General features: G+C 42.4%; 22 protein-coding genes and 2 pseudogenes. 1 reads left to right on the top strand and 23 read right to left on the bottom strand.

Translation table 11 applies throughout. The features are described 5' to 3' along the window. Positions 1-110 precede the first annotated feature (110 nt). The 14 genes and pseudogenes from ACIY19_RS04120 to ACIY19_RS04055 form a co-directional block, all read right to left on the bottom strand. Entirely contained in the window at positions 111-3,836 is a 3,726-nt protein-coding gene (locus ACIY19_RS04120; RefSeq protein WP_409002757.1) for a phosphoribosylformylglycinamidine synthase, read from the bottom strand. Positions 3,837-3,892: 56 nt separating this feature from the next. Then, a complete protein-coding gene (purC, locus tag ACIY19_RS04115) occupies positions 3,893-4,600 on the bottom strand; it encodes a phosphoribosylaminoimidazolesuccinocarboxamide synthase (protein ID WP_409002756.1) in 708 nt (235 codons plus the stop codon). A 168-nt stretch (positions 4,601-4,768) separates the two neighbouring features. Further along, complete coding sequence (gene comB / locus ACIY19_RS04110; RefSeq protein ID WP_409002755.1) at positions 4,769-6,118, bottom strand: competence pheromone export protein ComB; 1,350 nt, start codon at positions 6,116-6,118, stop codon at positions 4,769-4,771. A 12-nt stretch (positions 6,119-6,130) separates the two neighbouring features. Continuing rightward, complete coding sequence (comA, locus tag ACIY19_RS04105; protein WP_409002754.1) at positions 6,131-8,284, bottom strand: peptide cleavage/export ABC transporter ComA; 2,154 nt, start codon at positions 8,282-8,284, stop codon at positions 6,131-6,133. A 164-nt stretch (positions 8,285-8,448) separates the two neighbouring features. Further along, positions 8,449-8,644 (bottom strand): annotated as a pseudogene (locus tag ACIY19_RS04100) (hypothetical protein). A gap of 1 nt (position 8,645) precedes the next feature. Next, positions 8,646-8,828, bottom strand: a complete 183-nt coding sequence (locus ACIY19_RS04095) for a bacteriocin immunity protein (protein WP_409002753.1) — start codon at positions 8,826-8,828, stop codon at positions 8,646-8,648. A gap of 24 nt (positions 8,829-8,852) precedes the next feature. Further along, positions 8,853-9,041 carry a hypothetical protein gene (locus ACIY19_RS04090; protein ID WP_268705935.1) on the bottom strand — a complete coding sequence of 63 codons (189 nt, stop codon included), beginning with the start codon at positions 9,039-9,041 and terminating at the stop codon, positions 8,853-8,855. 71 nt (positions 9,042-9,112) lie between these two features. Then, entirely contained in the window at positions 9,113-9,337 is a 225-nt protein-coding gene (locus ACIY19_RS04085) for a bacteriocin immunity protein (RefSeq protein ID WP_409002752.1), read from the bottom strand. A 3-nt stretch (positions 9,338-9,340) separates the two neighbouring features. Beyond that, a complete protein-coding gene (locus tag ACIY19_RS04080; RefSeq protein ID WP_009729537.1) occupies positions 9,341-9,523 on the bottom strand; it encodes a Blp family class II bacteriocin in 183 nt (60 codons plus the stop codon). 24 nt (positions 9,524-9,547) lie between these two features. Further along, a complete protein-coding gene (locus ACIY19_RS04075; protein ID WP_000180821.1) occupies positions 9,548-9,739 on the bottom strand; it encodes a class IIb bacteriocin, lactobin A/cerein 7B family in 192 nt (63 codons plus the stop codon). A gap of 445 nt (positions 9,740-10,184) precedes the next feature. Continuing rightward, on the bottom strand, positions 10,185-10,421 hold the full coding sequence (locus tag ACIY19_RS04070) for an acyl carrier protein (RefSeq protein ID WP_000182270.1): 237 nt from the start codon (positions 10,419-10,421) through the stop codon (positions 10,185-10,187). Between the two features lie 3 nt (positions 10,422-10,424). Further along, a complete protein-coding gene (plsX, locus tag ACIY19_RS04065) occupies positions 10,425-11,417 on the bottom strand; it encodes a phosphate acyltransferase PlsX (RefSeq protein ID WP_409002751.1) in 993 nt (330 codons plus the stop codon). Continuing rightward, a complete protein-coding gene (gene recO, locus ACIY19_RS04060; RefSeq protein ID WP_409002750.1) occupies positions 11,414-12,184 on the bottom strand; it encodes a DNA repair protein RecO in 771 nt (256 codons plus the stop codon). The genes plsX and recO overlap by 4 nt, the downstream gene beginning before the upstream one ends. Then, entirely contained in the window at positions 12,181-13,350 is a 1,170-nt protein-coding gene (locus ACIY19_RS04055) for a pyridoxal phosphate-dependent aminotransferase (RefSeq protein ID WP_409002749.1), read from the bottom strand. The genes recO and ACIY19_RS04055 overlap by 4 nt, the downstream gene beginning before the upstream one ends. A gap of 152 nt (positions 13,351-13,502) precedes the next feature. On the opposite strand from ACIY19_RS04055, the gene ACIY19_RS04050 reads away from it, so the two are divergent. Next, positions 13,503-14,513, top strand: coding sequence for a YeiH family protein (locus ACIY19_RS04050; RefSeq protein WP_314978648.1), 1,011 nt, complete (start codon positions 13,503-13,505; stop codon positions 14,511-14,513). Positions 14,514-14,540: 27 nt separating this feature from the next. Here the strand turns inward: ACIY19_RS04050 and ACIY19_RS04045 are convergent, their stop codons facing one another. The 9 genes and pseudogenes from ACIY19_RS04045 to ACIY19_RS04005 form a co-directional block, all read right to left on the bottom strand. After that, on the bottom strand, positions 14,541-14,978 hold the full coding sequence (locus tag ACIY19_RS04045) for a CoA-binding protein (RefSeq protein ID WP_000076506.1): 438 nt from the start codon (positions 14,976-14,978) through the stop codon (positions 14,541-14,543). A 118-nt stretch (positions 14,979-15,096) separates the two neighbouring features. After that, a complete protein-coding gene (locus tag ACIY19_RS04040; protein WP_409002748.1) occupies positions 15,097-16,065 on the bottom strand; it encodes a ribose-phosphate diphosphokinase in 969 nt (322 codons plus the stop codon). Positions 16,066-16,278: 213 nt separating this feature from the next. After that, a complete protein-coding gene (locus ACIY19_RS04035; protein WP_009013771.1) occupies positions 16,279-16,773 on the bottom strand; it encodes a carbonic anhydrase in 495 nt (164 codons plus the stop codon). 72 nt (positions 16,774-16,845) lie between these two features. Beyond that, positions 16,846-18,183 (bottom strand): DNA repair protein RadA, encoded by a 1,338-nt coding sequence (gene radA / locus ACIY19_RS04030; RefSeq protein ID WP_009013772.1) that lies wholly within the window; start codon positions 18,181-18,183, stop codon positions 16,846-16,848. Positions 18,184-18,220: 37 nt separating this feature from the next. After that, entirely contained in the window at positions 18,221-18,778 is a 558-nt protein-coding gene (locus ACIY19_RS04025; RefSeq protein ID WP_409002747.1) for a histidine phosphatase family protein, read from the bottom strand. Next, entirely contained in the window at positions 18,738-19,181 is a 444-nt protein-coding gene (locus ACIY19_RS04020) for a dUTP diphosphatase (protein ID WP_409002746.1), read from the bottom strand. Before ACIY19_RS04020 ends, ACIY19_RS04025 begins: the two co-directional genes overlap by 41 nt. Positions 19,182-19,472: 291 nt before the next feature. Continuing rightward, positions 19,473-20,480: a GH25 family lysozyme gene (locus tag ACIY19_RS04015; RefSeq protein ID WP_409002745.1), complete on the bottom strand. Its 1,008-nt coding sequence runs from the start codon at positions 20,478-20,480 to the stop codon at positions 19,473-19,475. 9 nt (positions 20,481-20,489) lie between these two features. Further along, a complete protein-coding gene (locus ACIY19_RS04010) occupies positions 20,490-20,768 on the bottom strand; it encodes a phage holin (protein ID WP_409002744.1) in 279 nt (92 codons plus the stop codon). Then, a pseudogene (locus ACIY19_RS04005) lies at positions 20,761-20,910 on the bottom strand (holin); the annotation flags it as partial. The gene ACIY19_RS04010 and the pseudogene ACIY19_RS04005, both read right to left, overlap by 8 nt.

Raw genomic sequence — 20,910 nt, 5'->3', positions numbered from 1 at the left:
ATACGGTAGAAGTTCATTTCAATCGCAAAACAAACCTTTTGCAATCACCAAGAACTAGATCTACATGACTTTTACATTACTGATACTATCTATTAGAAAATCTGCAAATCTTATTTTCCAGTAAAGTATTTAACCGCCGACGCAAACAGGTGCTGGTCTTTATTTCCTGGGATGTTTTGGAAAAGACCGTCTTCATAACGTTCTGAGTGTCCCATTTTACCGATAATTTGGCCGTTCTTGCTTGTAATTCCTTCGATGGCGTTTACAGAACCATTCGGATTGTACTTAGAGTCCATACTTGGTTTCCCGTCAAAGTCTACATATTGACTGAAAATTTGTCCATTGTCTCGGAGTTCAGCAAATTCCTCAGCCGTCACAACAAACTTCCCTTCACCGTGCGACACTGGGATGGCATGGATATCACCCACTTGCACCCCAGCCAACCATGGCGAGTTGGTATTGGCAATACGAGTTTCCACCATCTTGGCCACGTGCTGGTTGGCATCATTGTAGAAAAGGGTTGGACTCGTACTGCTGGCATCCTCGAAGTTTCCGTATGGAAGAAGACCTGATTTGACAAGAGCCTGGAATCCATTACAGATACCAATAATTAAACCACCACGAGCGATAAAGCTATCAATCGCTACACGCACTTTTTCATTGAGCAGGATGTTGACAATAAACTTAGCTGACCCATCTGGCTCATCCGCAGCTGAGAATCCACCCGCGAAGAAAAGGATATTAGCCTTGCCAATATTGTCAACCATGGTTTCGACTGACTTGACAATAGCTTCTTCATTCAAGGTCACAAATGGCACCAAGTTAACCTCTGCACCTTCTTTTTCAAAGGCCTTGGCTGAGTCATATTCTGAGTTGGTTCCTGGGAAGACTGGGATATAAACCACTGGTTTTTCAATAGTTTCCTTGGTTTTGATGAGTTCATTAGAAGCGACAGCTGGCACTTCAGCCAATTCTTTAGATTGGGCAAATTCAGTTGGGTAAACTTCTTCCAATGTTCCTTGGAAGGCACTGTCAAGCTTCTGTCCATCTAGCTTCACACCGTTGACAAGTAGTGTAAAGTCGGCACTTGTTTGACCAATTTTCTCTACTCCAACGATTTCTTCAGGAGATGTGAAGACAAATCCGCCTAGCTGAGCTGTCAAAGCTGTTTCAAGTTCAGGCAAGGTTACCTCTGCACCAATATGATTTCCAAAGGTAGCAAGAGCCAAGCTTTCAAGCACACCACCATATTTGACAGCTGATGCAGATGTTACTTTGTGGTCAGCTTGGATAGCTTCAAATTGAGCAAAGTTAGACTTAATCAAGTCAAAATCAATCTCTGCAGAGAGGGCTTGACCTGGGATGTAGTAGATATTTTCACCAGCACCCTTAAGCTCTGGAGAGAGCACCCTACGGCTATCTGCCGTCGTCACCCCAAAGGCAACCAAGGTTGGTGGTACGGTCAATTCTTCAAAAGTACCAGACATAGAGTCCTTACCACCGATAGATGGCAAGCCAAGTTGGATTTGTGCTTCGATAGAGCCTAGAAGAGCTGCTACTGGCTGACCGAAACGCTCTGCTTGCTTGTCCATCCGCTCGAAGTACTCTTGGTAAGAGAAACGAGCCTTAGACCAGTTGGCACCCGCAGCCACCAAACGAGCAGTCGCTTCGATGATTGCATAGGCTGCTCCGTGGTATGGAGACCATTCTGCTATATAAGGGTTAAAGCCTTGGGCCATAACAGACGCAGTGTGAGTCACACCGTGTTGAACTGGCAATTTCTGCACAGAAGCCTCAGTCGGTGTCAATTGGTAACGACCGCCAAGTGGGTGATTGACCGTCGAACGACCGACAGAGCAGTCAAAGATAGTCTGCAAGCCTTTTTGACTCGCATGGTTGAGGTCAGATAGAACTGAAAGGGTATCTGCTTCAAGGGTTTCAGCACTTGTTTTACGCTCTTCTGGGAGCTTGACATCCTTGTCCACAACCTTGGCATCGACAACGACACGCACACCATTGGTATCAAGGAAACGGCGTTCCAAGTCCACGATTGTCTCACCATTCCAGTGCATGACAAGATTTGGTTTTACTGTCACTGTCGCAACCACAACCGCGTCAATATTTTCTTTGTTACATTCTGCAACGAAGGCATCTACATCCTCAGGACGAACCACGACCGCCATCCGTTCTTGAGATTCAGAAATAGCAATTTCGGTACCATTCAAGCCTTGGTATTTAAGAGGAACCTTGTTGAGGTCGATTTCAAGACCGTCTGCCAATTCACCGATGGCTACACAGACACCACCAGCACCAAAGTCATTGGATTTCTTGATGAGACGAGTGACAGCGCCATTACGGAAAAGACGTTGAATCTTGCGTTCTTCGATAGCATTCCCTTTTTGAACCTCAGCTCCAGCTGTCTCTACAGACTCAATCGTTTGAACCTTAGAAGAACCTGTTGCACCACCGACACCATCACGGCCAGTCTTACCACCGAGCAGGATAATGACATCACCAGCTTCCGGTTTTTCACGGACAACATTGCCCTTGGGAGCTGCACCAACAACGGCACCCAACTCCATGCGTTTAGCTACAAAGCCTGGGTGGAAGTACTCACGAACGTAGGTCGTCGCAAGCCCAATCTGGTTCCCGTATGAAGAATAACCATGAGCTGCTGTTTTAGAAATAACTTGTTGTGGCAATTTCCCAGCACGAGTTTCCGAAATCGGTGCTGTAATATCTCCAGCACCTGAGATACGCATAGCTTGGTAGACATAAGAACGCCCTGACAATGGGTCACGAATAGCTCCACCGATACAAGTAGCCGCTCCACCAAATGGTTCGATTTCTGTTGGGTGATTGTGGGTTTCATTTTTAAACATGAGAAGCCATGGTTCTTTCACACCATTGACATTCACCTCGATTTCGACTGAGCAGGCATTGATCTCATCAGACACTTCCATGTCGTCCAAACGCCCATTGGCACGCTCATATCGACCGAAAATAGTTGCCATATCCATCAAGGTTTGTGGCTTTTCAGACCGACCTAGTTCCTCACGCATGGCAATATACTTGTCATAAGTCGCTTGCAATTGCTTTTGGAATTTAGAAGCTGAGAAATCAATCTGTTTCAACTCGGTCTCAAAAGTCGTGTGACGGCAGTGGTCAGACCAGTAAGTGTCCAAAACCTTGAGCTCCGTCTCAGTCGGCACGCGCCCGATTGACTTGAAGTAATCTTGGATAAAGAGCAAATCATCCACTTCCATTGCCATCCCTTGCTCGGCCTTGTAGCGGGCAAAGTCTTCTGCCGTATAGTTTTCAAAGAAAGTCAATTTTGGAATAGTCTTGTCTGACTCTGAAAATTCCTGCTTGGCAATCCCTGTCGTGATGTCCTTGAAACGAGAATCAACTGGGTTGAGCAAATAGTTCTTGACTGCTTCCAACTCAGTCGCATCAATATCTTTATTAACCAAGTACAATTGTGCTGTGTTGACCGTCACGTCACTCGAACTTCCCAGCAAAAGCAAGGCTTCCTGTGAAGAAGCTGCACGTTGGTCAAACTGTCCTGGCAAACTTTCAATGGCAAAGAAAGCATAGTTAGCAAGATCAGCCTGCACAGCCGATTCGTCAAATACATGGTCTGTCACCTGCTCAGAGAAGATATGTTTTTCTGCAGGCGCAAACAAGTTCTCTGCCAAATCAAAGACATCATAAACTTGCACGATGCGAATACTTTTCAAAGTTGATAGTCCCAAGTTATGCTGGAGTTCTCTCACCAAACTCTCTGACTTGACCTGAAAATCAGCCTTCTTTTCAACAAAAATACGTTTATTCATCAATTCTTATTCCTTTATTTCAGCTTTTGCAATGTTCCCCAATGACCTTGAAGGTGTTATTTTAAACCTTGCAACTTTTCCCAAACAATCTCGTAGACGTCAGTTAATTCACCTAGACCTCTACGGAAAACATCCTTATCCATGTGGTTACCGTCAGCGTCCCAAAGTCGGCAGTTATCTGGTGAAAATTCGTCTGCCAAGATAATCTTGCCATCCTTATCAAAACCAAATTCCAGTTTAAAATCGATTAACTTAAGACCAGTCTCAGCAAACCAAGCTTTCAAGAGTTCATTGATACGACGGGTTTCTTCTTTCAAGTAAGCAATCTGCTGGTCATCCGCAATTTTAAGGAATTTCACATGCTCGTCATTGATAAAGGGGTCATCCAAATCATCATTTTTATAGTAAAATTCTACAATTGGAGTCTCAAATGCGATACCTTCTTCCACCCCAAAACGTTTTGAAAAAGAACCAGCCGTATAGTTGCGAAGCACAACTTCCAAAGGAATAATCTCCACCTTTTTATTGAGTTGCTCTGTATCTGAAAGCTTATCCACAAAGTGAGTCGCTACACCAGCAGCATTTAACTTTTCAAAAATAAAAGATGAAATCTGATTATTCAAGACTCCTTTACCCGCAATCTGCTCCTTCTTAACACCATTGAAAGCAGTCGCCTGGTCCTTGTAAGTTGAAATAATGAGATTTTCATCCTCAGTTGTATAGATATCCTTGGCTTTTCCCGAATAGATTAGTTTTTTTGACATTTTAAAGTTCGCCTTTCGTATTACTTGAGCACATTCTACCACAAAATAAACAAAAATTCAATATTTTTACGAACTATTGCCAAAATAACGCTTATTGCGTAAAGAAAAAACTGCAAAACACCTTTGTCTTACAGTTTTTCAATCAGTTATCTCGAAAAAAGACGAACATTATTCTCTGTTCAAAAATTGATCCCAATAATAGCGCAAATAGCTTTTCTTCCCTGTGATTAGCGTCAAACGCCCTTCTGAGCCATATCGAAGACTTTCTGCCTGTTCAGGAGTCAGACTGGTCTCCGCCTCTATTTTAAAGAAATTGCCCTTTTCAGTCTTGGTAGCTGTCGCATCAATACTTGTAATCGTAGAATCCAGGAAAATTTGATTCTTCGCATCATTAGTCGTAGTATAACGGACAGAGTCCCCAATCTTAACTCTAGCAACATCTTTTGAACTGAGATAAGCCGTGAGTTTAGTTTTGCCTTCTTTTTCCAAGGATGGATAGAGTTGGGCTAGCAATGTCCCCTCTGCAACCATTGTAGAATCACTGGTTTCAGGATTAAGGTGAAGCACCCCATCCTCACTTGCTGTAATTTTCCCCTTGTCCAGCAGACCTCCTTGGACTTTCTTACCCGACTCTGCCTCCAAAATTTTCTGATCCAAAAGGGTTAATTCCTGACCGACTTTGACTAGGTGCTGAGACTTGAGGGATTCAAGTTGACTATCCAGTCCCGTTGCGTAGGCTTGTTGAGCTCCAGAACCCGCATACTGCACACGATAAGTAGCTAAACTAGATTCTAGCTGGGTAATTTGTGCATCCACCTGTGCAATAACTTGTGATTTGGTTTGCGGATCTTCTTCAGCTTGGTTTTTATAGGTCTGATAAAATGAGTAGGCTGCATTTTGACTATCTAGTTGAGCTCCTGTTTCAATCGCCGACTTAGCTGTTTTGTAATCTCGAATTTTATCCTCTGTTTGGCTGATAAGATTGCCAATCTCGGCCTGGCTCTGACTTGCTGCCGCATTCTGCGAGGAGATGCTGGCATTTTGCTGCGAAACATTGCTCCTAAGACTACTAGCTTGGCTGAGATAGTCTCGAAACATCTCCTGATATCCAAACTTATCCGCCTCTGGAAATTGATCACTCCCCTCTTTCAAACTGGATTGCAAATACCCCAACTGCTTTTTTTGATCCTTTAACATCTCCAATTGACTGGCGTATGCTTCGACCTGGACAACCTCCGCGCCTTGCTGGTACTGAACGAGTAGTTCCCCCTGCTTGACCAACTTGTTCTCTTCCAGATAATTTGCCACAATCCGTTGATTACTAGTCGACTGGATATTGGCAATTATTCGACTAGGTTCGACAGTGGCTCTGGTAGACAAACTAATTTCCTTCTCTGCAAAGACTGCAAATCCAAACAGAAACACGAGCAGAAGCGACATGGGTACAATCACGCGACTGGAAAAATTATGGTAACGACGATTATAAAACTCCGCACTTTCTAAAAATTCTGGTTTCATCCTCTCCTCTTTCTAGCTATTGACCAAATGAGCGTAAAAGCCATTCTGTGCAAGCAAGTCTGCATGGTTGCCTTCTTCGACAATCTTGCCTTGATCCAAGACAACAACCTTCTCTGTCCTCTCAGCGATGGTCAATCGGTGAGCAATGAAAATCAAGGTCTTGTCTAAAGCCATGAGATTATCCACAATCCGCTTCTCTGTCAAGATATCCAGACTGCTGGTCGCCTCGTCCAATATCAGAACAGGAGCATCCGTCAAGAGAGCACGCGCCAGAGCGATTCGCTGCCGTTGCCCCCCAGAAATACCTGCTCCATCCGAAGTCAATTCTGTCTGATAATTCAGTGGCATGCGCTCGATATCCTCCCGAATCTCAGCCAATTCAACTGCTCGTAAGATATCTTCCTGTGTCGTCCCTTCCTTGGCTCCAAGGAGAAGATTCTCCAAAATCGTTCCGTTAAAGACATAGGGCTGTTGAGGTAGATAGTTTATATACTGACGCAAGGCCTTTTTATCAATCTGATTGAGATTGACACCACCCAGACTAATCTCTCCCTGACTTGGGTCGTAAAAATTAACCATCATCTTGGCCAAGGTGGTCTTACCTGACCCTGAGATTCCCACAAAAGCCACCTTAGATCCCTGGTTAATGGTCAAATTGATATCCGACAAGACATCACGACCATAGCCGTACTTGTAGTGAACTTGCTTGAAGGTCATATCCCCTTTCATCATGCTCAAATCTTCGACCGTTTTCTTCTCCTCAAACTCCGAAGCTACCAGATAAACCTCATTGAGACGATTGTTGGCAACTTGCGCTGTCTGAAGTTTGGTTTGTAGGTTGATGATATTTTCCAAAGGATTGGTAAAGTAAACAAGCAGGGTATTATAGGTAATCAATTGCCCCAAACTCATTTTTCCATCCATAACAAGCACCGCTCCCATCCAGAGAACACCAACATTAAGCAGGAGCTGAGCAACTTTTTTCAGAGCCTTTTGCTGACTTTCTGCCCGACTATAGGTAAAAGACTTTTTCAGATAAGTTACAAATTCCTTATCAATCTTTTGATAGCGTGAACTTTCACTAGTCAAAGACTTAATGGTCTCAATACCGTTGATGTCCTCGATGATAGAAGAAGATAGAACCGCATTAGCTTCCATAGTATCCCGATTCATCTTTTCAAAAGGCTTCATAAAGGCAAAGATAATCACGGTATAGATAGGAAGTGCAAGCAGACTAATGAAAAAGAGCGTCATATTTTGTGAAAACAAGACAAGCGAAATAATCAAAATGGTCGACGCATCTAAAAAGATAGACAAGATGGTCGACGCCAGCGCATCAATGATACTATTGGCATCTGTAAAACGAGAAACGATTTCCCCTGTCCTGCGTGTCGCGAAAAAGGACATCGGCAGGTGAAAAACATGCTTGATGTAGGACAAAATCACATCGATGGACAGCCGTTGCCCCAGAACAAGTAAAAGGTATTCCTGGGCATATGACAAGATTTGCTGGAGAATATAGACGATAACTAATCCTATTGAGATGATGCCCAAGGTCGAGCGCATCTGGTCTGGTACATAACTATCAATGATAGACTGCAGATAATAGGAGCCCACAATGTTAATCAAGGTTACCAAGAGTGTCGCTAGGATGATATTGGCAATCAAGCCACGCTGTTTGAGTAAGATTGGCAAGAAGGATAGGAGTCCCTGTTTTTTCTCCTTATGGGGGTTATAGTCTGGAGACGGAGCCATAAAGAGACTAACTCCTGTCCATTCTTGCGCAAATCGCTCACGGGAAATCTTGGTCAGCTTAACACTGGGATCTGGATCAGCGATATGGATTGTCTTCTTATCCTGACCTGTCACCACATAATAGTGGAGCAATTTCCCTTCCTTGAGCACATGGGCTACAAACGGAAAGGTCAAATCCGGCAGATCAAAGAGCGTCATATCCGCCTTGATAGCCCGCGTCTCAAAGCCAAGCTCCTCTGCCACCTTTACAAGACCCAAAGCAGTCGTCCCATCCATGGTCGTCTTAGCTAACTCTCGTAGATGAGCCAAGGAGTAATAACTACCGTAGTAGCCAAAGACCATGGCCAAGGAAGCCACGCCACAATCCATCTGATCCACCTGGGGACGATAGTGCCTTTTCCCAAATTTCATATCCATCTCCTTTTTTCTAATAATCTCTTAAAAACTTTGTAAGATTATTTTAACCAAACAAGGAAGAAATAAGGGAATTATTTCTGAAAAAACAATATCCTCACCTGAACAGCACTTTTACCAAAGAAAATAGGCAGAACAAGAGTCCTGCCTAGAATATTCAATTACACAGATTTCTTACCTTTCCCACTTCTTTTGTGAATGACGTATAAAACGATAAACGCAAACACCGGGGGTACCATATAACTACTTTCACTCATTGTTAGCTGAAAGCCAAGAGTTGCTAGAATCGTAAAGTTGAAAATATTCATTAAAAATAGGAAAATAATATAGTAGAAAATATTTTACAATCCTATTCATTCTATTCTCCTTTTCTTTCTCCTTGGCCCCGATACAATAAAATAAATACCACTAAAAACAAGGAAATCGTAGGTAGATTTATTTTGTTTACATCAGCTACGATTCTAATAATTAGATAAGCCATCGAGCTAAATAATACAGTGGTCTCTAGCCAAGCTTTTCCTAGTAATTGAACAACTTTCATCTCAAACTCCGATCTGACGGTCAATCAATTTCCATTCGTACTTTCTTTTGTTTTGTACTTGTATCCTAGATAAAACAGACCAAGCAGAATTGGATAGGTTTCTGGATAAAACAGGGTATTAATCGGATTTTTCATAATCAAATACGTTACGATATAAATAATGATCGATACGACAAAATACCCCTCAGCAAATCCTAATAAGATTTTTTTCATAGCAGACTCCTATTTACCTGAAAAGAAAGGCGGGAAAACTCCGCCATTTACATGCATAAAATTCTTTTCATTCAGATCGATCTTTTATAGTTTTGATTATTTTTCGTCAAATCCTTACAAAAAATACCAAAATAGCCCGAAGCAAGCAAACCAACTACAGTCCATTTCCAATCAAAGGATACTAATGAACCTGTACGAATCAGATGAAGCGCGAGATGCAGACCGATTGCCAACAAGGGAAATACAGTGGCTAGTTTAGGTAACAATGTATTGAGATTAAGGTTGTGATTGTTCATAATCTAACGCCCTCTGTATCCATTATAGACTCCCAATCCAAGTGTACCTCCTGCTACAGTAGCCGCTGCTCCATAAGCTGCTACTGCTTTCCAGCCTACAAGCACTACCGTACCTATCGTTAATGTAATAACACCGCCTTGAACCTCTTCAAGTTCTTGAAAAGATAATTCTTGAAATTGTTTCATTTTTAAGCCTCCTTTCTAATCATATTAAGGTCGCAATGCTTTTCCAATAGCATATCCTGCCCCATAAAGAGCTCCTCCAATTGTAACCACAGCACCTGCTACTTTTCCTGCTAAAATAATTCCAGCTGCTGTAATAATCAATCCCCCATCCACATCCATCAACTCTTCTTCTGTAAGAGCTACAAAGTTCTGTTCCATTTTGTCAAAATTTGTCATCTTTTTTCTCCTTTATTTTTTTAGTTTATGGTCTCTAGGCTTTAAACCATTTTAAAAACCAGATTGGAAAAATAACTGAAATCATTTTTTCTCTCCTTTCTTTTCTTCTCACTTATCTATTCGAGAAGTGATTTAAAATGAACAGGTAAATTTCATTTATTTCAAATACCATTTGATAAACCATGGCAATAAGATTGGTAAATACATCACATAGTCTCCTTTCTTTTCTTCTCACTTATCCATTCGCAAAACAATTCGAAAATGAACAATTCATTCATTTTTATTTTAAAAACCACTTAATGAACCAGGGATAAAAACCGGTCACGTACATAGATAATCCTCCTTTTTTCTTTCTCATCTCTTTATTCGCAATTTCTACTAAAAATTTTAACGTTTTTCTTTTTTCTGCAAATAAAAAACAACATGACTTGCATGTTGCTTTTGGCTATATTTTACCTTTAATGGTTTCAATTACATCTGTTACACTTTGAAGATGATCAATTTCCTCATCGCTGATTTCGATTCCAAATTCATCTTCTAGCGTCAAGACGAACTCCATCAAGTCCACTGAGTCTGCATCAAGGTCGTCCTTCAAACTCAAGGCTTCTGTTACGACAAAGTTTTCTCCCTGTCTTTCTTGGATAATGGTCACGATACGGTCAAAAATTTCTTTGTTTGTCATCTGTTATTCTCCTGAAAATTCACGCGCAGTCTGAGCAACTACGTCTGTTTCTAGCATGGTACGAATCTGACGAATCGTACTGTATACAGCCTTGGCATCGCTTGAGCCATGGGTCTTAACAACAGGTGCTTTGACACCAAACAAGACTGCCCCTCCAACATCTGAATAGTTGAGCTGCTTTTTCAAACCTTTCAAACTATCTTTAAGGAGAAGAGCACCTAGTTTAGCTCGAAGACCGCCACCTGTAATAGCTGTCTTGAGCAATCCCATGATTCCCATAGCTGTCCCTTCGATAGATTTGAGCACTGCGTTTCCCGTGAAACCATCTGTCACGACAACATCCGCAACGCCATTCATCAGATCACGTGCTTCCACGTTTCCGATAAAATTCAAACTTTCATCAGCTACTAGCAATTCGTAAGTTTCCTTACGAAGCGGGTCTCCCTTGCTGCTTTCTGTTCCGTTGTTAAGCAAACCAATACGTGGTTTTGTAATCCCACGAACATTCTTGGCATAGAAGGAACCTAGGACAGCGTATTGATGGAGGTGTTGGGCAGTGTTTTCCGCATTGGCACCGAGATCAAGCATATCAAAGCCTTTTCCATCTATAGTTGGCAATGTTGACATAAGTCCAGGTCGGTCGATATTCTTGATACGACCCACGATGAAGAATCCTGCTGCCAACAAGGCACCTGTGTTTCCTGCGGAAAGAACAGCATCTGCCTCTCCCTCTTTGACTGCCTTAGCCGCCAATATCATGCTGGCATTTTTCTTCTTACGGATAGCTTTTGTCGGCTCATCGTCTGAGTCAATTTTTTCATCCGTATGGATGATGCTAACGCGCTCTATAGCTGTTAGATATTGCTTGATTTTGCTTTCGTCTCCGTAAAGTTGAATCTCAATATCTGAAAAGTCAGCTAGGGCTTGATTGACACCCTCAACGATGGCTTGAGGTGCGTAATCGCCCCCCATAGCATCTACTGCGATTTTTTTCATTTGTCTTCCTCTTTTAGTAATTGTCCCCAGTCGGCTAGGGAATCAATGAATTTTTTTGATTTTAGGTGAATCCCAACGTACTCTTCATAGATTTGATCCATAAACTTGCGCAAGTCTTGCTTGATTTCAGGCTTGAGTGAAATGGTTTCCAAGGTCTCAAAATCAATGGCTTGAAATTGATTGAGCAAATAAGGGATGTTGGGATTCAAATGGCAACGTTTCTCGTCCTCATGGTAATGGTCTGGACAGAGGCAAGCTCCATATTTGAAAGAAAAGTCAAAGGCCTGACCTACTCGATGGCAAAAGACACACTCATTAAAATTGAGCCCAATTCCAAATCGGGTCAAGATTTGAATTTCAAAAATATTGGTCAAAACTTGATAATCCAATCCCTCTTCCATCAACTCCAAAGTCTTTTGCAAAAAAGCAAACAAGGGAGAATCCTGCTGATTATCCTGCAAACTAGCATCGGCCAGAGCCGCAACATAAGTCGCATAGGCCATGACAAAGAGATCACTATTAATCTTGGGAAAGGTCATCACCTCATGGTAGTCCTCGATGTAGCTAAGGCCGTCATCATTGATTCGCAAGAGAAATCGTGCCAACACCAAGGGCTGAATAACAGGAGCTAGTTTGGATTGACCAGCGTGTTTGACGAAAAACATGCGCTTGCCAGCCTGCTCGGTGAAGATCTTGACCAGCTTATCATCCTCCCGAAAGTTACGATTGTAGAGTACGAGACCTTGACTCGTGATAGACTGGATCATGCTTCTCTCATGTACTCCTCAAGTCGTTTCATGGCCTCCCTGATTGTTTCCATGCTGGCTGCATAAGAAATGCGGATATAGCCTTCTCCGTAGCGACCAAAGGCAGCACCCGGGATAAAGGCAACGGCCTTCTTCTGGGCAAAATCCTTTAGAAAAGCAAAGGAGTCTTGATTGTAACCTGCTGGAATCTTGGCAAAGATATAGAAGGCACCGTCTGGTTTGATAATCTCAAAACCAAGAGCAGTCATCTTTTCGATTATATAATCTCGACGCTGGATGTATTCCTTCTTCATAGGCTCTGCGTCGTTTTTACCAGCGGTCAAGGCTTCTACTGCAGCATGTTGGGCCATGGTGTTTGCCGCAGTAACCAAATATTGGTGACTCTTGATTAACTGAGCTGTGAAAGCTGCAGGAGCAAAGATAAAGCCTAAACGCCAACCTGTCATGGCATGAGACTTAGATAAGCCATTGATAATAATAGCCTGATCTCTCAGCATAGTTCCCAATGATACATGATTTTCCCCTGTATAGGTCAATTCTGAATAGACCTCATCACAAACAACGAAAATTTCATACTTGCCTAAAACGTCTGCCAAGGCTTCCAACTGCTCTCGACTATAGGTAATTCCAGTTGGATTGGCTGGATAGTTGAGAATGACTGCCTTAAGCTTATCTCCCTGCTCCAAAATGGCCTTTTCCAACATTTCAGGAGTCAAGACAAAACCATTTTCAGTTGTATCAATCTCGACAATCTCTGCCCCAACTAGGTTGACAATAGGCTCATATCCTGGATAAGCAGGAGCTGGCAAAAGAACCTTGTCTCCTTCTTCCAAGATAGCTGTCAAAGTAGCAGATAAAGCCTCTGTCGCTCCGATAGTAACCAAGATTTCATTTTCAGGATTGTAGTCCAACTGGTATTTTTCTTTTACAAAATCACTAGCTGCCTGGCGCAAGGTCAGTAAACCGCTCATCCCTGTATAGTAGGATTGGTTCTGGTCAATGGCGCGCTTGGCTGCCTCCTTGATATGATCTGGCGTCGTAAAGTCAGGCTCTCCCAAGGTCAAGCGTAGAACTCCAGGAATCTCTGAAATGGCCTGATCAAACTGACGAATCAAGGACACTTGAATCTTATCTAATTGTTTATTAAAGCGTTTGGTTAAGTCCATAGATATCCTCCTTGCTTACAGAACATAGTACTATTATACTACAAAAGCTCCCTGACCGCAAAATTCCATTTATTTGTAACCTTCTTCTCATTTTCTATTTGACTTTTCTGACAGAAAAGATTACAATAAGGAGTATTTTTTCGGAGGTTTTTATGTCATTTCTATCAAAAAATGGAGCAGGTATCTTGGCCTGCCTTCTCATTTCTATCGTATCTTGGTACTTAGGAGGATTCTTCCCTGTTATTGGCGCGCCCGTTTTTGCCATTTTCATAGGCATGCTCCTACATCCCTTTCTCTCTTCCTATAAACAACTGGATGCTGGGTTGACCTTTAGTTCTAAAAAATTGCTCCAATATGCCGTTGTCTTGCTTGGTTTTGGTCTCAATATCTCGCAGGTCTTCGCAGTTGGCCAATCTTCGCTCCCTGTCATCCTGTCCACTATCTCAATAGCTCTGATTATTTCCTACTTCTTCCAGCGCTTCTTTGCACTGGATACAAAACTGGCTACCTTGGTTGGAGTAGGTTCTTCCATCTGTGGGGGTTCTGCCATTGCGGCGACAGCGCCTGTTATTGATGCTAAGGAAAAGGAAGTCGCCCAAGCCATTTCCGTTATCTTTTTCTTCAATGTCTTGGCTGCGCTCATCTTTCCAACCCTCGGCACCTGGCTTCATCTATCCAATGAAGGCTTCGCCCTCTTTGCAGGGACTGCGGTCAACGACACTTCCTCTGTAACGGCTGCCGCCAGCGCTTGGGACAGTCTTTACCAAAGCAATACCCTCGAGTCTGCAACCATTGTTAAACTCACACGTACTTTGGCCATTATCCCTATCACGCTCTTTCTCTCCTACTGGCAAAGTCGCCAACAAGAAAACAAGCAAAGCCTACAACTGAAAAAAGTCTTCCCACTTTTTATCCTTTACTTTATCCTAGCCTCTCTCTTAACGACTTTTCTCACCTCTCTCGGTGTGTCTAGTAGCTTCTTCACCCCTCTCAAACAACTCTCCAAATTCCTTATCGTCATGGCCATGAGCGCTATCGGTCTCAAAACAAATCTAGTAGCCATGGTCAGATCCAGCGGGAAATCCATTCTTCTTGGAGCCCTTTGCTGGATTGCCATCATCCTCACCAGCCTTGGCATGCAAGCATTGATTGGTATTTTCTAAGACAAAAGGTAGCCCACTGGCTACCTTTTATTGTTCAAGAATTAAGCGTGTATGTTCTCTCTTGATACAGCGATTCATCACGATGTCGTCGCATCCTCCAGCACGCAAGATTTCTTCCGCTTCTAGACTTTCTAGACCTAGTTGTGCCCAAAAAATCTTGGCATCAGCCTTGAGAAAATCACGCGCCACATCTGGTAAAAACTCGCTACGTCGGTAAACATTGACAATATCGACAGGAAAAGGAATCTCAGCTAGGCTTGCATAAGCCTTTTCTCCCAAAATTTCACCACCTGCAACCTTGGGATTAACTGGAATGATTTTATAGCCTCGAGCCTGCATTTCCTTAGTCACTCGATTGCTAGTTGTTTCTTCACGATCGGACAAGCCTACTACCGCTAACGTTTTACTGGTTGCAAGATACTGACGTACTACACCATCACTTGGATTGATAAATTCTTGGCTCATAGAAATCCTCCTTTTTTCTCAGTATAGCATATTTTGAAAAGGCTTGCAGATTTTGACTACAAAAAATTCCTAGCAAGAGAAAAAGCTTGCCAGGAAATTCGTTTATTCAAGTGAAAGTTTAGATTTTTTTCTCGATACTAAATAATGGAGAAAGAGGACGTTTTTCGTGGATACGAATAATAGCATCGCCCAGAAGATGAGCAATCGAAATTTGTTCAATCTTATCAATCAAACGCTCTTCTGGTAGGTAGATAGTATCCAAAACAACCAATTTTTTAATAGCTGATTTTTGGATATTGTCCGTAGCAGGACCAGAAAGAACTGGGTGCGTACAGCTTGCATAGACTTCAACAGCACCAGCTTCCGCAAGAGCATCTGCCGCATGACAAATCGTTCCAGCGGTATCAATCATATCATCAATCAAGATACAAGTCTTGCCTTCAACCTTACCGATGATGTTCATAACTTCACTAGTATTCATCTTATCAACGCTACGACGTTTATCAATAATAGCGATAGATGTTTTCAAAAATTCTGCCAACTTACGAGCACGAGTCACCCCTCCATGGTCTGGGCTGACAACCACATAGTCAGAACCAACCATACCACGACGCTCAAAATAATCTGCAATTAGAGGAGCACCCATCAAATGATCCACAGGAATATCGAAGAATCCTTGAATTTGCGCAGCATGCAAGTCGATTGTCAATAAACGATCCACTCCAGCTACTTCAAGCATATTTGCGACAAGTTTTGAAGTGATTGGCTCACGCGCTCTCGCCTTTCTATCCTGACGTGCATACCCATAGTAAGGCATGACAACATTGACAGATTCTGCACTCGCACGCTTCAAAGCATCCACCATAATCAAAATTTCAAGCAGATTGTCATTTACAGGCGAACTAGTTGATTGTAGGATAAAGACGTGTTTCCCACGGATTGATTCTTCGATGTTGACCTGAATCTCTCCATCTGAAAATTGGCGAACACTTGATTTTCCCAACTCTATCCCAATCTCCTGCGCCACACGCTCTGCCAATTCTCTATTAGAAGAAAGGGCAAACAGCTTTAAATCAGAAAAAGACATGATTTCCTCCGGTATTTATGTATCACTTGTTTTTACACAACATTTTCCATCTACCATTGTAGCGCTTTTTCCTTTATTTTTCAATCAAAAATAAAACAAGAGTAAACATTTATACCCTTGTTTTTTGCTATTTTATATTAGCTATATTAAAACTAAAAATTCTACATTTTAACAATCGATTTTATGCTAGGATGAGATTTTTTCGAGACAAAGTTAGTATACTTCTCTCATACTTCCTGTATCCACATCATAGACAGCACCTGAAATAACCACATCATCAGGAATCAGTGGAGATTCTCGAAGCAATTGCATATCCTCTCTCACGCTCTCTTCCACATCCTGAAATGGTAAAAAGTCTTGACCAGACACATCAACTCCGAGCTCGTGTTTCAAATGTTCATGAAAACTTTCATTTTGAAAGGTTTGAGCTCCACAGTCTGTATGGTGAAGCACCACGATTTCTCTTGTCCCCATTTGTTGCTGGGAAATCACCAGTGAACGAATCATGTCCTCAGTTACTCGACCACCCGCATTCCGCAAGATATGAGCATCCCCAAGGGCCAAACCTAGAGCTTGCGCAACGTGTAGACGTGAGTCCATACAGGTCACGATAGCTACTCTGGTTTTGGGTTTAAGTGGCAGATTTAACTGCCCATGTAGGGCAACATAAGCCTGATTGGCTTGCATAAACTGTTCAAAATACGACACGATTCCCTCCTCAAAAATTTGATAATCAAATATTTCTCCTATCTTATCATTTTTAAGAGGATTTGTCACGGATTATGCAAAGACCTTTTTCAAAACTTCCTGAATAGTCGTCACACCAATGACTTCAATTTCCTTGGGTGGAGTGATTCCTGTCAAGGAATTCTTGGGTACATAAATCTTGGTAAAGCCCAATTTTTCCGCTTCATTGATGCGTTGTTCGATGCGATTCACGCGCCGAATTTCTCCGGTCAAGCCCAGTTCACCCACAAAACATTCCTGAGGATTGGTAGGCTTGTCCTTGTAACTAGAGGCAATAGCCACTGCAACAGCCAAGTCAATGGCAGGCTCATCCAATTTTACACCACCAGCAGATTTGAGATAGGCATCCTGGTTTTGCAAGAGAAGCCCTGCTCGTTTTTCCAAAACAGCCATAATCAGACTTGCACGATTGAAATCAAGTCCAGTCGTCGTACGTTTAGCATTTCCAAACATGGTTGGTGTTACCAAAGCCTGAACCTCCGCCAAAATCGGACGGGTCCCTTCCATGGTCACAACGATTGACGAGCCAGTAGCCCCATCCAAACGCTCCTCTAGGAAAACTTGACTCGGATTGAGCACCTCAACCAATCCACCCGACTGCATCTCAAAGATGCCAATCTCATTAGTGGAACCAAAACGGTTTTTGACTGCTCTCAAGATACGAAAGGTATGGTGACGTTCCCCTTCAAAGTAAAGCACTGTATCTACCATATGCTCCAACATACGCGGACCCGCCAAGGTCCCTTCCTTGGTCACATGCCCTACGATAAAGATGGCAATGTTATTGGTCTTAGCCAGCTGCATAAGCTCAGCGGTCACCTCACGCACCTGAGACACAGACCCCTGCACCCCTGAAATCTCAGGAGACATAATCGTCTGGATAGAGTCGATGATGAGAAAATCTGGTTGGATGCGCTCCACCTCAGATCGAACACTCTGCATATTGGTCTCTGCATAGAGATAAAACTCGCTATCAATATCCCCCAAGCGCTCTGCTCGTAGCTTGATTTGCTGGGCAGACTCCTCCCCACTGACATAGAGAACAGTTCCCACTTGAGACAACTGGGTTGAAACTTGTAGGAGAAGGGTTGATTTCCCGATTCCTGGATCCCCACCGATAAGGACGAGACTTCCTGGTACCACTCCGCCTCCAAGCACACGGTTAAATTCCTCCATCTCGGTCTTGGTTCGATTGACATTGATAGACGTTACTTCAGCCAGTTTCATGGGCTTAGTTTTCTCACCCGTCAAGGACACACGCGCATTCTTAACCTCGACAACCTCGATTTCTTCTACAAAAGAAGACCAAGCTCCACAGTTGGGACAACGTCCTAGATACTTAGGTGAATTATATTCACAATTTCGACACACAAATGTCGCTTTTTTCTTTGCGATGATAAACCTCTTTCTAAATTTCTACCTCACACTCAATTACTTGGCAAAAATCAATCTTCTCGTCTGGTACAAATTGGCGCATGAGCATTCGATGAGCGACAACTAGCACTGTCTGGTAGTCTCGGTACTTTATCATAGTTTGCAAAAAACGCGCCTTCATTTCTTCAGCTGTCTCATACTGAATAGGACTATTAGGAAGCAACTCCCCCTTGTTTTCTAAAAACAGAGTACGTGCTTTTTCAAAGTTCTCTATACCACTTTCGTAAACCTGCCATTCATGCAATAAAGGCTCTACTCTTAAAGGAAGGCCAGTAGCACGAACAACATAAGATGCAGTTTCTAAAGCCCTAGTTACTGCAGAAGACACCAGTATATCAGCTGAGCCAAGCAAAGGATTTTGGCAAAGTTCCTGAGCTTGTCGCCTTCCTTTCTCAGACAAAGGAGCCAAATCTAATCCAAAGCCAGTGTAGGAACACTCCTCTAACTCACGGTAGTCTGGCTCTCCATGACGTACAAAGATAATCTTCATCTTAGTGCCCTGTCGATCCAAATCCACCAGTTCGCACGCCATCTGCCTCATCTCCGTCTGCGATTAAGAAAGGCGCAAAGACAGCCTGAACCACACGTTCCCCAACTTCGAGAACCACTTCTTGGTCAGTAATATTTTTCATCTGAGCAAAGATATGTCCCTCATTCCCAGGATTGCCATAATAATCCCCATCAATAACGCCAACTGAGTTGATCAAGACCAATCCCTTCTTGCGAGGGTTTGATGAGCGGTCATAGAGATAGAGCACTTCTGTCGGCTGCATATAGACCTTGACCCCAGTTGGAACGAGGATGATCTCCCCTGGAGCAATCACCGTACGTTCTGCAACCTTTAAGTCGTAACCAGCCGCATGCGCTGTCTCACGCTTAGGTAGCAAATTTTTATCTGTAAAACTCGAAACCAATTCAAAACCACGAATTTTCATATTTTTCTCTTTTCTATAATCATTTATTCTAGGCTATTTTATCTTATTTATTCGAAAAAAGCACGAAAAAAGAGCACACAACAGTTATAGGCGATACGATAATTTACACTGTTTCACAATACGTTGAAATTTAGAGCTTTAAAGCGAGAGCAAAGTTGACTTTTTACATCGTTTTACAGACATTTACGACATTTTTGCCCCTTTTTTGCCCCTTATAAAACAAAAAAAGCCCGCAAACCTGAGCTTGCGGGTCGTTAAGAAGAAAATTCTCCTTTCTTTATTTTAAAAAAATTATTTAGTGGTAACAATTAGTCCATCAGGTAATACATCAAATGCTGGTTTGTCTGAACGACTGCCATCTTCGTTGACGTAGTACCAGCCACCTTCAACTTTAACAAGTTCTTTTGAGGACATTTCGCCGTTCTCTTCTTTGAGATGGTATAGTTTGTCCTTGTATTGAACCCAGCCAGTAACCATTGCTCCTGAAGTATCAAGATAGTACCACTTACCATTCACAAGAACCCAACCAATGGCCATGGCGCCATTTTCTTTTAGATAATACCACTTACCATCATCCTTCAACCAGCGAGAAGCTATTGAATAACCTCTCTCGTCGAAGTAGTACCAGATACCATCAATCTTTTCCCACTCCTCTTTTGGATAAGCACCATTGGGGTATTCATACCACCATCCAGTATCATTTCTCTTCCATTTTGGCTTAGCTTCTTCATCATCATCTAGTAAAACAATATTCTTGTCGTACGGATTTGAAGAGTATTGCCACCATCGGATACCGTCCATAGATGGGAAGTATTCAAAATTAGCTGTACCATCATTCAAGCCATAGCCTGCAATCCAAAGAGAATTAGGGAACTCAGCAAGAATCTGCTGATAGTCAATGTTATTGAGCGTGAACGGCTTATAGCTATAATAAATAGGTTTATATCCAGCATCAGCAAGAATCTGCATGAAACGCAAGCAGGCATCAGTATTCGCTTGCACGTCGTCGCTTGCGTGGTCTTCGTAGTCAAGCACAAGATACTGAACTTTTTTGGGAACGTTATCAAGGAAGTAGCGTGCCTCTCGTTCGGCTTCTTCGATGTCACCTCCAAACCACGCAAAGTGGTAGAATCCGATAGGGTTTGACTGCTCAACCTGAGCATGTCGGCAAGGGTTCAGATAGCTTGTACTTTCAGAAATTTTGATAATGGTATTCTGTGTACCCATATCCTCCAAAATGTCTGTAATATCGTATCCATTATGACTGGATACGTCGATGAATAAGTCGTTTTTCTTCATTGTTTTCTCCTAATCCTCACTTGGTTCTGAGTATTCCAATGCTCTTTTACTATCAGAAATTCCTGCAGTTGTTGGATCTGGAATGATATTTAAAATATTTACAATCGTCAACCCAACAAGATAAGGGTTCGCAAAGAATTTGCCAAGCAAGTCTAAAATGACTCCCCAACTAACCAAATCTTCTAGTTTAAGATTGAAATAGGCGAGAATTGGCAAAGCTAGTGCGAATGCCACTCGCAATAAGAATGTTTTATTTTTAAAGCTAAAACGTACTTTCCAGTTAATCATGTTTATCCTCCTTTTTTGTATCATCATCTTTTTCAAGTAATCGCTGAAATACTTTTACAATTGGCTGAAAAAGAGTGACATTTCCTTTTAATTTGCGGTAATTTTCAATTAGAGATTGAAAAGTAAATGCGATGTACCCGAG

This window comes from Streptococcus sp. ST14 (assembly GCF_046098195.1).
Lineage (GTDB): Bacteria > Bacillota > Bacilli > Lactobacillales > Streptococcaceae > Streptococcus.
This window is presented reverse-complemented; position numbering and strand designations above follow the sequence as displayed.

Coding starts and splice junctions, on each gene's coding strand:
- ACIY19_RS04120 (WP_409002757.1), bottom strand. CDS start 3,836: ATGAATAAACGTATTTTTGTTGAAAAGAAGGCTGATTTTCAGGTCAAG.
- purC (WP_409002756.1), bottom strand. CDS start 4,600: ATGTCAAAAAAACTAATCTATTCGGGAAAAGCCAAGGATATCTATACA.
- comB (WP_409002755.1), bottom strand. CDS start 6,118: ATGAAACCAGAATTTTTAGAAAGTGCGGAGTTTTATAATCGTCGTTAC.
- comA (WP_409002754.1), bottom strand. CDS start 8,284: ATGAAATTTGGGAAAAGGCACTATCGTCCCCAGGTGGATCAGATGGAT.
- ACIY19_RS04095 (WP_409002753.1), bottom strand. CDS start 8,828: ATGAAAGTTGTTCAATTACTAGGAAAAGCTTGGCTAGAGACCACTGTA.
- ACIY19_RS04090 (WP_268705935.1), bottom strand. CDS start 9,041: ATGAAAAAAATCTTATTAGGATTTGCTGAGGGGTATTTTGTCGTATCG.
- ACIY19_RS04085 (WP_409002752.1), bottom strand. CDS start 9,337: ATGAACAATCACAACCTTAATCTCAATACATTGTTACCTAAACTAGCC.
- ACIY19_RS04080 (WP_009729537.1), bottom strand. CDS start 9,523: ATGAAACAATTTCAAGAATTATCTTTTCAAGAACTTGAAGAGGTTCAA.
- ACIY19_RS04075 (WP_000180821.1), bottom strand. CDS start 9,739: ATGACAAATTTTGACAAAATGGAACAGAACTTTGTAGCTCTTACAGAA.
- ACIY19_RS04070 (WP_000182270.1), bottom strand. CDS start 10,421: ATGACAAACAAAGAAATTTTTGACCGTATCGTGACCATTATCCAAGAA.
- plsX (WP_409002751.1), bottom strand. CDS start 11,417: ATGAAAAAAATCGCAGTAGATGCTATGGGGGGCGATTACGCACCTCAA.
- recO (WP_409002750.1), bottom strand. CDS start 12,184: ATGATCCAGTCTATCACGAGTCAAGGTCTCGTACTCTACAATCGTAAC.
- ACIY19_RS04055 (WP_409002749.1), bottom strand. CDS start 13,350: ATGGACTTAACCAAACGCTTTAATAAACAATTAGATAAGATTCAAGTG.
- ACIY19_RS04050 (WP_314978648.1), top strand. CDS start 13,503: ATGTCATTTCTATCAAAAAATGGAGCAGGTATCTTGGCCTGCCTTCTC.
- ACIY19_RS04045 (WP_000076506.1), bottom strand. CDS start 14,978: ATGAGCCAAGAATTTATCAATCCAAGTGATGGTGTAGTACGTCAGTAT.
- ACIY19_RS04040 (WP_409002748.1), bottom strand. CDS start 16,065: ATGTCTTTTTCTGATTTAAAGCTGTTTGCCCTTTCTTCTAATAGAGAA.
- ACIY19_RS04025 (WP_409002747.1), bottom strand. CDS start 18,778: ATGGCGTGCGAACTGGTGGATTTGGATCGACAGGGCACTAAGATGAAG.
- ACIY19_RS04020 (WP_409002746.1), bottom strand. CDS start 19,181: ATGAAAATTCGTGGTTTTGAATTGGTTTCGAGTTTTACAGATAAAAAT.
- ACIY19_RS04015 (WP_409002745.1), bottom strand. CDS start 20,480: ATGAAGAAAAACGACTTATTCATCGACGTATCCAGTCATAATGGATAC.
- ACIY19_RS04010 (WP_409002744.1), bottom strand. CDS start 20,768: ATGATTAACTGGAAAGTACGTTTTAGCTTTAAAAATAAAACATTCTTA.